This window comes from Amycolatopsis sp. NPDC028719, assembly GCF_055565395.1.
In genome coordinates, this window is record NZ_JBVHUL010000003.1 from 136,364 (window position 1) to 149,322 (window position 12,959).

The window sequence follows — 12,959 nt, forward strand, 5'->3', positions numbered from 1 at the left end:
GGACGATCTGACGATCGCCACAAAGTCAGCACCCAAAGGGCAATCGGCGCCTCAGCGCGAGCGGCGTTTTGATGCCGCTTCACCACTCCCGAGGCCGGATCCGTGACAGGAGCCACCCTCGCCGGGAATCGAGACGACCCCGTTCGCCGAGATAGCGTCACTCCCAGAACCCGCGCGCGTGCCGCCCATGCCGTTGATATGCGAATATCAACCTTCGACCACCCGGCTCGGGGGTGCACTGAATGGACGAACCTGCGAACGACGGGCATGCCCGTAACCGATTGTTGGGCGATGTGGCGGGCAACGCTATCCAGGCCGGCCACATCGACGCCATCCATCTGTTGTCAGGACCGTCCTCAACCGTGCCCCGGCAGTTGCCACCGGTTCCGGAACGACTCATCGGGCGCGGCCGTCAGTTGACGCAGCTCTCCGAGCTGGTCGCGGCCCATCGACGGCTGAATCGGCCGTTGACCGTCGTGCTCAGTGGCATGAGCGGCGTCGGCAAGTCAGCGCTGGGCATCGTGTGGGCGCACGACCACCAGGCGCTTTTCGATGGTGGCACGCTCTACGCCGACTTGACGGCCTACCGCCACCACGGCGGACTCGATCATCGCGCGGTGTTCGCCTCATTTCTTCGCGCCCTTGGCGTCCAGGCACCACCGACTTTCCTGCCGGAGTTGCTTGCGCTCTTCCGAACCCGGACGGCCGAGACCAGAGTCCTGGTGGTCCTCGACGACGTGCACGACGGCGACAACGTGAAGCTGTTTCTGCCGAGCTCGGCAGGCAGTACGGTGATCGCCACCAGCTCCAGCCGACTCGCCGCCCTCGTCACACAGGACGCGCGAATAGTCGACGTGCCGCCGCTGAGCTCCGAGGACAGCGCACGTCTGCTGTTGAACATGCCATCCGCCGACAATGACCAACTGTCAGAGGTCGACGTGCGCGAACTGGTCCGCCCCTGTGGGGGGCTGCCCATCGCGCTACGAGTGCTCGGCGCGCTGATCGCGCGTCACCGCCGTTGGACCCTGCAACGTTTCCGCGACTACCTGTCGGACAATGGCGAACTGCTGGCTCGGCTGTCCCCTCGGCACAAGAGGCTGGACGAGGTATTCACCGCCGCCACCAGCGCCCTCGGCGAGGCGGCGGCATGGACGTACCTAGTTGCAGGACTGCATCCGGGGCACGACTTCGGCACCGAGGTAATCGAGACGGCGAGCGGTCTGCGGTCGGACACCCTGGACGACGCACTGGACGAGCTGTGCGAGGCGAACCTGCTACAGCCGCGGGGCCCAGACCGGTTCCGGATGCACGACCTCCTCCGCCTGCATGCCGGCAACGCCGCGACCGCCGACCCACGGCTCTCCGGTGTTCCCCGGATGATCGTGACCTGGTACCTGCTCGGGGCCGCAGCGGCCGACCGCGCCGTACTCGGCGATCAACGCTGGCGGCTCGCCCGGCACGACCTCACCGGTTGGCACGATGTTTTCACGCCAGCGACCGGCATGGCCTGGTTCGAGCAGGAACGGGCCAATCTGCTGGCGTCGGTGCGCATCGCCGCTACTCACGGCTGGAATGACGTCGCGTGGCAACTGTGCGAAGCGTTGTGGGCCTCCTACCACAGCCGGGAGCACTATGTTGAGTCGATTGACGCACACGAGCTAGGTGTGACCGCAGCGCAGTCGTGCGGCAACCGGACAGCAGAGGCGCGCATGCTCAACCAACTCGCCCGAGCACATTTGGAACTCAAACACTTCGAGATCGCCGAGTCCGTGCTGACCACCGCGCTCGATGTGTCATCCGGCTGCGATCTACGGGCCCGTGCCACGGTCTTGGAGTCGTTCGGGGTGTTGTTCCGACGCCAAGGACAGGGCGAGCGAGCGGCCGAGCATTTCCGGGAGGCGTTGGAGGTCAACGAGGTCATCGGCGACGCCCGAGGCGTCGTCCTGCAGTGCTACCAACTGGCAGAGACGCTGGTGGACACGGGCGCGGCAGCGGCAGCCATCTGCGCGCTGGACCGGGCGGTGGCGGGCCTCGCAACGCTCAACGACGAGTATCTGGCCGCCAGAGTGTGGATTGTGCTCGGCGCTGCGCACGTAGCCGCGGGCGAACCGGCGAAGGCCGCACCAATGCTGCGCGACGCAGCCGAGACGATGCGTACCCGCCGGCAGCCAACCAAGGAGTTGCAGGCACTGCTGTCGCTCATCGAGGCCGCGCAGCAGATCTCCGATGCGGCCACGTCAGAACGGGCGCAGGCTCGTCTCATCGAGCTCCGGGGCGACGTGGCTACAGACTGAGACTGCCAACCGGCCGGATGGTGACCGGCATCGATGTGCCACCGGCCGCCCCCATCCGTAGGCTGAATGTAAGCTCGGGTTCCATGGTGCTGGCCGCCCATCGGTGTACAGCGCTACCGACCGCGATGGGGTCCAACATCAGCGCCGGGCCGGTAGCCACCAGCACGCGGCCGTCACGCAGGCCCAAGACGCACAAATCTCTGCCACCGATCACCACCACGTCGGCCCGGCTGTCGGTGAGCGTTTCACGAATCCATCCGTGTGCGTCGCCATCCGGGGGTTCGGTGCGCCGCACGACGACATCGGCCGTTGCCCACGTGGCGTCGTCGATCTCGGTGTCCTCGACGACGAGCAGCGGAGTGGGCTGCCAGTTGTGGTGGCCATGTGCTCCCACGACCGCGGCAAACCGCTCGACCATGACCACCTTCCAGTCGTCGACGACAACCGACGTGTGGAATGCGGTGATGTCGTTGCCGGTAATCGGGCGGGGTAGCGCGATGGGCACCACGCGTGGCGGTCCGGCGGGCGCGGACAGCGCCATCAGCTCGTAGAAGATCTGTCGGAGCAGCCCGCTGGCCTCGCTCTGGCGACTGAGCATCTGATCGGCAATAGAGTCAAAGCTGGCGGGATGATGGCGCACCGACACCGACTCGATCTGAGCCCGCAGGTCGCCTGCGGGGTCGATCTTTTCCACCGTCTGTCCCATTGCCGCCAGGATCGAGTCCGAGGCGAGATCGTCCAGTCCGTCAACAGCCTGCAGGAAAGGTCGCCCCATCGCTGCCGTGTAGAAGGCCACCGAGCCGTGATCGCCGATGCCGACATCGGACGCGATGAGCGCAGCCTGCCACCCGTCTTCGGGACGGAGTAGGAGTAGCCCGGCATCCAGGGCGTCACGGAGCCAGCCACGTACGGCAGCCGGACCGTGGTACGCCCAGATGTTCGGGTGCAGAATGAGCGCCACCCGAAACTCGTCGATGGGCAAATGCGCCACCAGCCGGTCGATCAGCCGTTGCTGCTTGGCCAGCAGGGAATTGACGTCCCAAGTAGAGCTGACGACCACCAGCCGCTGACCGGGTAGCACGCCGAGAGCCGCACGGAAGATATCCCGCCGTCGCCGGTTGGCCTGGATCCGGTCCCACGTCGGATCACCGACCACCTGGGTCCGATCTGCAGCCTCCGGACAGGTTCGTCGCAGCTGCTCCAGTTGCCTCGGATGGGACAGCCCGATCACCGTCGGGAAGACTTCGCCTTCGAAGGTCAGTTCGCGTCGCGACAGACCGACCGGCGAGACGTCGTCGCTCGTGCGCGCAGTCAGCAAGCGGTTGTACCCAGCGCCGTGCGGAATGACTACGAGCGGCCCGTCGAGAGCCGCAAGCGATGTGTTGACATGCGCCGCCAGGACCAGATCAAAGTGCTGACTGACAGCCGCTGACCAGGTCAACGGATGCATACCGACGGCAGTGAGATGCGCACCGAGGCCCACAGCAAAGGCAGAGCCTTCATCAATCACATAGCTGACATCGACCCGACTGTCGGCTTCGAGCATTGTTGTCACGTCGAGCAGCCGGGACAGCGACGTCAGATTCCGGACAACAACGAGCGCGGATCGCTCAGGCACGATGGTTGGCCCGGCTTCGCGCCCTGCTCGCGGCACCCGAACCTCCAGATTGGAACTGAGAGTGGCCACTCTACCCGTCAGAGTTCGCGCAAGCCACACCGCATACTCGCTGATCAGAACCCTGTATCGGCTGGTCGGCCGATACCGAGACCCGTGTCCAGCGCCGATCGCGCGCCTCCCGTCCAGCCTCCATGATGTCGCGGCAAATCGGACAACCGCCAGCGAGTTGGCGCACACGACCAGCTATCGACGGAGCCGGGGAACGTCGCCGCGGCTATCGGGGCGTCGACGTAGGTTCTCATCAGACCCGTTCCCATCCTTCGGCAATCCTGCTGGTGAAGACTAGAACATGCGCATTGCGCTTATCTCGCGCTTCCCCGCGGCCGACGCTCCATCACCAGCCGCACGTCGACTCGGATCAGCAGCCCGTCGGGCACGACGATTGGTGTGATTGCCGCCGGAATCTCACCGGGGGCACAGACAGCAACCTCACAAGCACGCCCGCCGGGCGCAACTTGTGAAGACATCTCCTCGGTGATCCTTTCCGCCGCGCCGGTGATCACCGGCAGCTGATCTTCGGGAAGTGTGATCTCCGGTGTCGCACGATCGCCCTCGGCGTCAATCCGGATGCCCAGCTGCGTGACCTCGAACAGCGTCCGAAGCAGGCCTTCCGGCGCCTGCGCCAGATTCAGCGCCAGGTAAGGGAGCGCCGTCGATCAGCCCGACATCCTCGGCTGTCGGCACGTCGGGGCCGGTCCTGTCGGGCTGCCCGAGCTCGGCCAGTGCGCTCGCCACGTCGGCTCGCTGCCTTTCAAGGTCGTTGTACCGCCCTCTCAGCGCCTTCGTGAAAGGATCGTCAGGGGCGCCGTCGGTGGCCTGCTGCAAGCAGTGAATCTTGCTTCTTCGTGACCTCGCCGAGGACCTTGCCGAGCCGCTTGGCTTCAGCCTCCTGATCGCGGGCCGCCTGGTCGTCGACGCCCGCCAGGTCGCTCTCGAGGGTAGCGCGGCGGTCCGAGCCGAAGACGCGGTCAGCGAAGAACCGAGCAACGGCGTCGAGGATGGCGTCCTCGCGGAAGTACAGCGCCTTCTCGTGGCCCTGGTATTCGTCCGGGCGCCCGCGGTTCGTGTTGCTCGGCCGGCAGAGGTAGCAGGACCTGTCGTGCCGCGGAACGCCGATCATCCGCCGTCCGCAGGAGCTGCTGCACTGTCGGCGTTTCGACGATGGCGGTCGGCTGACGCACACGTCCGCGCCGCGCGGGCATCAGCAGGAGCAGAGACGCCACCAGTACTCCCCCGGCGCCGGCGAGCAGTCCAGGCGTCACACCGCTGTCCTGCTCGACCGGAGGCGCGACCTCGGCGGGACGTGGGGTTGCAGGCGGAACAGCGGCTGGGGGGCGAGGCGTGGCCGGCGTGTGCGCCGGAGCCGCTGGCCGGTCCATCGGATGGTTCCGCCTCATGCGCGGGCTCTGTTGGCCCTCACCACGCCTGCGCGATCGACCGCCTCCCGCCGGATCAGCTGGTGTTCGACCTCGATCCCGGCCCCGACACCTCGATCGTGCACTGCTGCTGCCCGCCGAACGGCTCCACGACGCCCTCGAACGCAGCCGGCGAGTCATGTGGGTGAGTCCGGCAGGCGAAGATGCGCACTTGAGGTCGGATGACACGTCCCAAGCCTACGCGGTGATCTTGTTCCGGAGCATCGCCAGCTGCGGGTCGGGCCGCCTGGTGACATCATGATCCGCGGCATAGTCGGCGTCCTCGATCCGTCGACCTCACCGGTGCCACCCTCATCGACAGCGACGGGGTTCAGCGGGGTGAGGTTCGGCGGTGTCGCCTGGTTCGACGGGGCGGTCTGCAACGGACGCGTATTCGTTCCGACTGAGCACGGTGCACCCTGGCCTGCTCCACGCCATGAACTGGGGGCGCAGGGCAGCGAGCAGGCGGCAGAACTCAGCAGCGCCCGACGGTCGTTTGGTTCGATACTTGGGTGGCGATCATGTATCCCTGCCCATACCCGGAGTCGACCTTGAACCAGCGGTTGGTGCCGTTCCACCACTGACTATCGGTCCAGCAGCGCATGGTCACCGCGGTGAGTCGGGGCATCTCGAAGTAGATCCCCGACGTGTTCGAGGTGTTCGAAAGACTGCATGTGGAACTGTTGCAGTAGGAAGGTCCGTAAGCCAGGGCTTGAGGTGCAAACGCGATCAAGGCCCCTAGCGCGGCGATTGCCGCATCAACCGCTGTTCTCGGTCGCGTAGTTCTCATGATGGCCGCCAATGCAATCCCGGAGTCCGCGCGGTATGGATCGTTGATTGTGGTCAAAATATTTTGTTTGAGGGATCTCGTGATCATGTGTTCAGCTGTTCGCCGAACAGCGGGACCTCTTCGCGGTCTTCGGCTGCGGTGGGCGGCGTGTTGATTTGCGGAGTTTGTCGGCGAACTCGGGTGTTCCGCAACCTCGACCCTCGAGATGAACCGGTCGACGATGTCATGGGCCTGTCGCGTGTCAGGCGATCAGGGAAGCCGATGATCGCCTGTGCGATGAGCATGGCTGTGGACAGGACCACTCCCGTGTGCGGGGGCTACCGCGTGGCCAGGTTTACGACGTCACGGCGAGCCCCTCCGGTTCGCTGCCGACGGGTACGGTCGCGACCACGGTGTTCGTCACGGTGTCGATAACCGACATCGACCCCGAAGCCGAATTCGTGACGAACACGTAGCTGGCGTCGGGGGACGCCGCCAACCCTTCGGGCTCGTCCTGCACCGGGATGGGCGCCGGTGCATTCCGGCCCAGCAGGGACACCGTGTCGGAACCGGCGTTGGCGACGTAGACCTGGCCGCGGGGGGTGACCGCGACGCCCACCGGCGCCTGCCCGACCGGCTGGGTCGTCATCGGCGTCGGCATCGTGGCGCTGAGGGAGTTCACGCTGTTCGCACCGGTTGCCGCCACGTAGACACGGTCGCCACTCGGGGTGACCGCGATCCCGGCCGGGAACCGGCCCACGGGCAGCGTCGCGACGATCCGGTCCGAGCCGGTGTCGATGACTGAGACCGTGGCCGCGCCGTTGTTGCTGACGTACACCAGGCTCCCGTCCGGGCTGGCCGCCGGGCTGTGCGGGAACCGGCCCACCGGGATGTTCCGCACGACCGTGTTCGTCGCAGTGTCGATCACGGTGACGTTGTCGGCGCCGAAGTTGGTGACGTAGGCGTGCGATCCGGTCACGGTGACACCGAACGGGTGGAGGCCCACCGGCACGGTCGCGAGTGTCGCGTAGGTCCGGGCGTCGATCACCGAGACGGTGTTGGAAAGCTCATTGGTGACGTAGACCCGGTCCCCGCCGGGTGCTGCGCCCACGCCGACCGGCGACCGTCCAACTCGGACGGTCGCCACCACCTCGTTCATCCGGGTGTCGTACACGGTGACGCTGTCAGAACCGCTGTTCGCGACGAACACCTGAACCCGTGAAGGGTAGGCGTACGCGTCCGGGCAAGCGAGACCCAACGACAGGAGCAGCGCCGCCAAGAGCCGGCCGCAAATCCTTCCGGCGGCCCACTGTGAACGACGAATCGTCGCCGTGTCGTCTCCGAATGACATTGCCTTCTCCCAGGTACAGTGAACATGTCTTGCACAGGAAATGAAGGCCTTTCAGATTTCTGATCGGACGCCTTCCGGGTGACCGGTTGGCGAGGCGCTTGTGGCGCGCCGATCTCCCCGGCCAGCTCCACGCTAACCGACCACTCGATGAGTCTGCCACCGGAACAAGATCATGATCGCCTTGACGGGTGAAGACGCCGCCATAGCACGCGGATCACCGCGCCCACCCCCTACCTTTGTCACAGATGTCGTGCGCGATGCCGGCGAAACATCCCGACCGGGTAAATTTCGGCTGTCACGCATTTTGCGGAAACCAATTCGGCGCCAACCATGCCTGCCGCCGGCAATGGCCGCTATCCGCTGCAGACTCGACTTCGCCGACGTACGCTCCGGCCACAGCGCGGAGATGAGTAAGAAAACGCGCTACCCAGCGTGGGTCGTCCGCCGTAACGAACCGGATGGGCTGACCTACCAGCCCACCGAAGTTGTTCCATGTCCGCACCTCCACACTGCCGGGCACCACGCCACCGCCCGCCGAGTTCTCCGTAGGTAGCCTGATCAGCGCCTCATGGTCGAACGACGTGTGATCGAGTCGCCGAAGACGTGCTCGAGTCGTCCGCTGTGGCGTCGTACAGGATGCGCGCAAGGTCGCCACCGGATATCCAGCTCACCACTCTGGAACGTCGACGACGTAACGACCAGAGTCCGGTTGTCGCTGTCCACATAGGATACTCCGGCCATTTGCGTCGCGGCCGCAGCACTTGGCCGAGCAGGCTCATCCGGTCGAGGACGCCCAGGGACGCGCCGCGAAAGTTGGCCTCGGCGGCGGCGAGCCGCCGAGAGGTGACCAAGTCCAGTTCACCCGACGCGGCAGCGCCGCACGACTCTCGCCATCGTCGCCACCCGAAACAGCGCAGCGGCCTCGACAGGAAACGGGTTTTGGGTGGACCGGTTGTCCCGTGGCGAACGAACTCGGCTCAAACGCCTGCACGGAAGGCTGCGCCCTCTGGCGCTTCGCCCGCGGAAATGACAGGGTTGGCAAGGCGGGCTTTCACCCGTACTCGGGCGATAGCTTGCTGAAAGAGTGAAAATGGATCACGTTCACGATGTTTCAGCGGCGTTGCTGGAGCTGACGGAGTCGCTGAGACCCGAGCACCCGCGCGACGAAACGCTGGCGCGGATGGCCGCGCGCGTGGTGGTGCTGGTGCCCGAGGCCGACGCCGCGAGCGTCACCCTGTTCGAGCACGGCGTACCGGCCACGGTCGCGGCGACCGACGAGGACGTCCTTCCCCTCGACAAGGCCCAGTACTCCCTCGACGACGGACCGTGCCTCGAGGCGACGCGCACCGATAGCGAGCAGGCACGCACTCGGTGGCCCGCGTTCGCCGACGCCGCATCCGCGGCCGGCATCAAGACGTCGCTGTCCTGTCCCCTGTTCGTCCGCGCCGACGACGTCACCGACCGGAGAGGGGCCGGCTGCCACGGCCTGCACCTGTCGGGTGCGCTGAACGTGTGGAGCCGGCAGGCGGGGACGTTCGAACCGGTGCACGCCGCGTTGATCGCCGTGTTCACCACGGCGATGTCCGGGGTGATACTGACCGCGTCCCGCTGGGCCCTCGCCCAGGACGAAATTCGCGGCCTGATCAGTGCACTGGGCACGCGAGACGTGATCGCGACGGCCAAGGGGATCGTGATGGCCCGCCGCCGTCTCACCGTCGACGAGGCGTTCGCCTGGCTCACGCAGATGTCCCAGCGCACCAACCGCAAGGTCCGCGACCTCGCCGCGGTCATCGTGGCCGACCCCCGCCTCGTCGAAGCGCGATAGGACCGGCAGAAGAGCAAGCGGGCGGTGCCGGTGCCGGCGCTGCGAGCGGGGTAGCCGGCTGATGGTTCGGCCGCGGCCGCCATCGGAGCACGCACTTCCTGCCACGCGCTGCCGGCCTGGGCTCTTGTCTTCCTGTTCCGCGAGACGACCTCCGTATCGGAGACACACCACCAGTCCGCGAACACTGACAGCAAGGCCCGCCCAGCCGATCGCCGGCTCTGCTGCCGTCGATCCCGGCCGCCTGGCCTCGGGAACGGCGCGTCCTTGCCCCCGCACATCCGCTGCGGCGGGACAGGTCATGTCGGCACCGTTGCAGCGACCGTTCAGAAGCCGGCCAGCGCGTCGTCGAGCGTGGAATCGATCGACAGAACGCCGCCCAACCCCGTGATGTCGATGGCTCGCCGGGCAGTACCCGTGGCCACCACGCGCAGTGCCGTGCCGATGCCCATGCCGCTGCGGGTCTTGAGCAGGACAGTCAGCCCCGACGAGGCAAGGAAATCCACGGCGCTCAAGTCGATGATCAGTTTCGCCGGCTGGTCGGCCAATGCTGCGGAGATGGCGTCGTCGAGCTGCGGCGCGGTGGCGAGGTCGACAGCGCCGGTCGGGGCCACCACGACTGCGCCGTCGACCCGCCGTACCGACACCGTCGACGGGCCTTCGCGCCCGGTGACATCGGCGGGCTGAGGATCCGGAGCGGTCATACGACCATGATGCCATTACCGGGCTCCACGTAACGGTCATCACCACCAGCCGAGCGGGTGCTTGAAGTCGACGGCGTACTCACCGCATGCAGCCCTGCGACAGACCAGCCGACCGCGAGCCCGTCAATGGGCTGATCGTTGTCCCGGAACTGGGCCAGCACCTCGTTCACCACGCCCGTCCGCCCACCGGCCACCAGATCGGCGATGACGGCGTCCGCCAGCGGATCCCCTGGTACTTCAGCGTTTCGAGAGCGGACAACCCCGCCCACCGCCCGATCAAGCTTTCGGACATCGGGGTCAGCCTCATCGAAAGCCGAATTCCGGCGCCAGCGCCGTTCGGGCACGGCCACGCCTCGATCCGGTGGCACCATAATCACTGCCCGTGACCCCACCGGCGGCGCAGGCGACTACTGGACACGTCACCGGTCCAGGGAGCCGAGGAGCCAGCTGCACGCCGAGCCGGGAGTCTCGTCGAAGTAGTAGGCGCGGATGGCCACCAGCAGGTCGCCGGTCGCGATGTACCCGTCGCCGTTGCGGTCCAGGTGGTGGAACGCCGCCCGGGCGTCGGCCTCGGGTAAGCCCGTCAGCACCGGTCGCCGCGTCCGAGTCACCGACCTCATTGGACAGCAGCCCGGCACCGAGGGTCGGCGGTGCCGGCGTTCCGGCCAGCAGAACCCCGGCCATGAAGTACAACCCAGCCAGTCGTACGGGTCGGAATCGGCGCGTCGGCAGTTCAGGCGCTGCGCTTCGTCGGCGCCGAAGCACGCCGGTCCGCCTCGTCCGCGGCGGCCACGTGCCGGCGGGCCGCGGCTTCGTCGCCGGCCGCGCTCGCCGATTGAGCCGCGGCGCGTTCATGGTGGGCTTCCGCCCGGCGGATCGCCGCGAACGACTCCTCCACCAGTCGTGCCCACTGTGGAGTGTGACGCGGATACTGCCGCGCTTCGCCGCGCGCTTCTGCCGCAGCCGCGAGCTCTTGGTAAGCCATCGCGTGGCACGAAGCGACTTCCGCGAGTACGCGCTGGGTCTTGCCCCGGTAGAGACCGTCGGGTTCGGGGCCGGCTTCCAGTCCGACCGCCAGGCTGCGGTGCGCTGCCGCAGCTTCCCAGACCCGTTCCGCGTCCAGGCGCAGCCGGCGGACCTCCGGGAGCACCCAGGTTTCGGAGGTCTCCTTCACCGCTACGTCGGTCGTCATGTCGTGGTCACCTTCCTTCTTCCTCGCTCGGTTTCCACCCTGACACGGGAAGAGGGAGTCGCAACTGACGACTGCCTTACGATCGTGGCCGCAGCCCGACCAGGGGCAGCTGCCACGCCATCCGGCGGCGGGCGAGGTCGCTGCCGTCGTAGCGCCACCCGAGCAGCTTCCCCAGCGCGAACCGCACCACCGGACCGGCCAGGCGGTTGCGGTGCTCGTAGCCGGCGATGACCGCGACGGCCTCGTCTTCGCCGAGGACGCGGTGTTCGGCCGGGAACCGGCACCGCCCGACGACCACCTCGACTGGCGACCGCGCCTGGATGTTGCGGAACCAGTCGGCTCCCGCACCCAACCCGGCTACGACGACGTACTCGTCGCCGTCCACGCCGACGACTTCGAGCACCGTGCGGTACATCCGTCCGGACCGCCGCCCGAGGTGGGTCAGGCACAGGAAGCGACGGCCGAGCAGCCACCCGAGTCCCTTGTCGTACAACCGGACCGGTGCGCGGAATACGAACCTGGCGACTCGGTTCACCGCGCGGCCCCGGCTGCGGCCCGGCGGAGGTTCGTGACCACCGCGGTGGACTTGCCCGCGAGCACGGCGGCGACGTAGCGGTCGAGGACCGGAACGCGGGCCAGCCGCAGCGCCGCCCGCCGGATCCCGAGTCGGAGCGGGCTCTCCGGCAGGAACCAGCGAGCACTGCGGCGAGCTACCTGCTGCTTCTCCTCGACCACCGGCCGCATCAGACGCTCGTACTCGGCGAACGCGTCGGTGACCGCCTGGTTCCGCAGCAGCTGTTCGCCGAGCACGAAGGCGCCGGCGACGCCGAGCGAGGCGCCTTGCCCGGCGATCAGCGAGACGGCGGAGCACGCGTCCCCGGCGAGCACGACGCGCCCGCTGCTCCAGCGCGGCATGACGATCTGGGCGACCTGGTCGTAGTACACGGCCTCGCTCGGTGGGCATCGACGCAGCGCGCGGGGCACCAGCCAGCCCAGCGATCCGTACTCCTTCCGAAGCGCCGCTCCGGTGTCCTCGGGCAGCCGGGCGTCATCGGTGCGGTGGACGGCGAAGGCGGCGACCCGGCCGTCACGCAGGCCGTAGAAACCCATCTGCCGCCCGATGGTGTCGGTGAGGCAGAACCGGTCGCCCACCGCGTGGTGGATCTCGGGGTCGGTGAACACGAACGCCGCGGTGTGGAACCCGAGGTACCGCAGGAACCGGTCGTCTTCTCCGAACACCAGCCGCCGCACCGCGGAGTGGATCCCGTCGGCGCCCACGAGCACGTCCGCCTCGACGACTTGGTCCCCGGCGGTCACCCGCACGCGGTCGCCCAGGTCCTCGACCGCCGTCACTCCGGCGCCGAACCGGATATCCACAGTGGATGGCAAGTGCTCGCGCAACGCTCGTTCGAGGTCGGGCCGCATGATGCCGCACAGGCGGTCCCGTAGCGTGCGGGCGAAAGTCGTGTACCGCACCGCCGCGCGGCGGTGGCCCCGCTCGTCGAGCAGGCTCGCCTCGTCCACCCGGTAGGCCAGCTCCCGGATCCGCGGCAGTACGCCCATGTCCTCGGCGGCGTCGAACCCCGCGCCGAAGAAGTCGATCATGTATCCCTGTTCGCGGGGTACCGGAGCACGCTCCAGCACCACCACCTCGGCCCCGTCACCCGCGAACTTGTTCGCCACCGCCAGACCGGTGATCCCGGCTCCGCACACCACGACTTTCACCGTTTGCCT

At 67.4% G+C, this 12,959-nt stretch carries 12 protein-coding genes; 2 read left to right on the top strand and 10 right to left on the bottom strand.

The annotated features are described in order from the left end of the window. Positions 1 to 242 precede the first annotated feature (242 nt). A complete protein-coding gene (locus ACZ4TR_RS14390; RefSeq protein WP_465287470.1) occupies positions 243 to 2,294 on the top strand; it encodes a tetratricopeptide repeat protein in 2,052 nt (683 codons plus the stop codon). On the opposite strand, the gene ACZ4TR_RS14395 is transcribed toward ACZ4TR_RS14390, so the two are convergent. The 4 genes from ACZ4TR_RS14395 to ACZ4TR_RS14410 all read right to left on the bottom strand — a co-directional run bounded on the left by ACZ4TR_RS14395 (position 2,284) and on the right by ACZ4TR_RS14410 (position 7,507). After that, on the bottom strand, positions 2,284 to 3,981 hold the full coding sequence (locus ACZ4TR_RS14395) for a hypothetical protein (protein WP_465287471.1): 1,698 nt from the start codon (positions 3,979 to 3,981) through the stop codon (positions 2,284 to 2,286). The two genes, ACZ4TR_RS14390 and ACZ4TR_RS14395, sit on opposite strands and share 11 nt — an antisense overlap. A gap of 787 nt (positions 3,982 to 4,768) precedes the next feature. Then, positions 4,769 to 5,092, bottom strand: a complete 324-nt coding sequence (locus ACZ4TR_RS14400) for a hypothetical protein (protein WP_465287472.1) — start codon at positions 5,090 to 5,092, stop codon at positions 4,769 to 4,771. Between the two features lie 770 nt (positions 5,093 to 5,862). Further along, positions 5,863 to 6,264 carry a hypothetical protein gene (locus tag ACZ4TR_RS14405; RefSeq protein WP_465287473.1) on the bottom strand — a complete coding sequence of 134 codons (402 nt, stop codon included), beginning with the start codon at positions 6,262 to 6,264 and terminating at the stop codon, positions 5,863 to 5,865. Between the two features lie 247 nt (positions 6,265 to 6,511). Then, a complete protein-coding gene (locus ACZ4TR_RS14410; RefSeq protein WP_465287474.1) occupies positions 6,512 to 7,507 on the bottom strand; it encodes a YncE family protein in 996 nt (331 codons plus the stop codon). 1,090 nt (positions 7,508 to 8,597) lie between these two features. Here ACZ4TR_RS14410 and ACZ4TR_RS14415 point away from each other — a divergent pair. Beyond that, the gene (locus ACZ4TR_RS14415; RefSeq protein WP_465287475.1) at positions 8,598 to 9,332 is read left to right on the top strand and encodes an ANTAR domain-containing protein; all 735 of its coding nucleotides are present in this window, start codon (positions 8,598 to 8,600) and stop codon (positions 9,330 to 9,332) included. A 323-nt stretch (positions 9,333 to 9,655) separates the two neighbouring features. Here ACZ4TR_RS14415 and ACZ4TR_RS14420 read toward each other — a convergent pair whose 3' ends face one another. From ACZ4TR_RS14420 to ACZ4TR_RS14445, 6 genes are all read right to left on the bottom strand, one after another. Further along, complete coding sequence (locus ACZ4TR_RS14420) at positions 9,656 to 10,033, bottom strand: STAS domain-containing protein (RefSeq protein ID WP_465287476.1); 378 nt, start codon at positions 10,031 to 10,033, stop codon at positions 9,656 to 9,658. Next, positions 10,030 to 10,383, bottom strand: coding sequence for a hypothetical protein (locus ACZ4TR_RS14425; RefSeq protein ID WP_465287477.1), 354 nt, complete (start codon positions 10,381 to 10,383; stop codon positions 10,030 to 10,032). Before ACZ4TR_RS14425 ends, ACZ4TR_RS14420 begins: the two co-directional genes overlap by 4 nt. Before the next feature lie 69 nt (positions 10,384 to 10,452). After that, positions 10,453 to 10,644 carry a hypothetical protein gene (locus ACZ4TR_RS14430; protein WP_465287478.1) on the bottom strand — a complete coding sequence of 64 codons (192 nt, stop codon included), beginning with the start codon at positions 10,642 to 10,644 and terminating at the stop codon, positions 10,453 to 10,455. A gap of 122 nt (positions 10,645 to 10,766) precedes the next feature. Continuing rightward, positions 10,767 to 11,225, bottom strand: a complete 459-nt coding sequence (locus ACZ4TR_RS14435; protein WP_465287479.1) for a hypothetical protein — start codon at positions 11,223 to 11,225, stop codon at positions 10,767 to 10,769. A gap of 76 nt (positions 11,226 to 11,301) precedes the next feature. Beyond that, on the bottom strand, positions 11,302 to 11,718 hold the full coding sequence (locus tag ACZ4TR_RS14440; protein WP_465287480.1) for a nitroreductase family deazaflavin-dependent oxidoreductase: 417 nt from the start codon (positions 11,716 to 11,718) through the stop codon (positions 11,302 to 11,304). A 38-nt stretch (positions 11,719 to 11,756) separates the two neighbouring features. Next, complete coding sequence (locus ACZ4TR_RS14445) at positions 11,757 to 12,950, bottom strand: FAD-dependent monooxygenase (RefSeq protein WP_465287481.1); 1,194 nt, start codon at positions 12,948 to 12,950, stop codon at positions 11,757 to 11,759. Positions 12,951 to 12,959 lie beyond the last annotated feature (9 nt).

Excerpts from the sequence above, each read along its gene's own strand:
- ACZ4TR_RS14405 (WP_465287473.1), bottom strand. The coding sequence starts at position 6,264 with ATGATCACGAGATCCCTCAAACAAAATATTTTGACCACAATCAACGAT.
- ACZ4TR_RS14435 (WP_465287479.1), bottom strand. The coding sequence starts at position 11,225 with ATGACGACCGACGTAGCGGTGAAGGAGACCTCCGAAACCTGGGTGCTC.
- ACZ4TR_RS14400 (WP_465287472.1), bottom strand. The coding sequence starts at position 5,092 with ATGATCGGCGTTCCGCGGCACGACAGGTCCTGCTACCTCTGCCGGCCG.
- ACZ4TR_RS14410 (WP_465287474.1), bottom strand. The coding sequence starts at position 7,507 with ATGTCATTCGGAGACGACACGGCGACGATTCGTCGTTCACAGTGGGCC.
- ACZ4TR_RS14415 (WP_465287475.1), top strand. The coding sequence starts at position 8,598 with ATGGATCACGTTCACGATGTTTCAGCGGCGTTGCTGGAGCTGACGGAG.
- ACZ4TR_RS14390 (WP_465287470.1), top strand. The coding sequence starts at position 243 with ATGGACGAACCTGCGAACGACGGGCATGCCCGTAACCGATTGTTGGGC.
- ACZ4TR_RS14420 (WP_465287476.1), bottom strand. The coding sequence starts at position 10,033 with ATGACCGCTCCGGATCCTCAGCCCGCCGATGTCACCGGGCGCGAAGGC.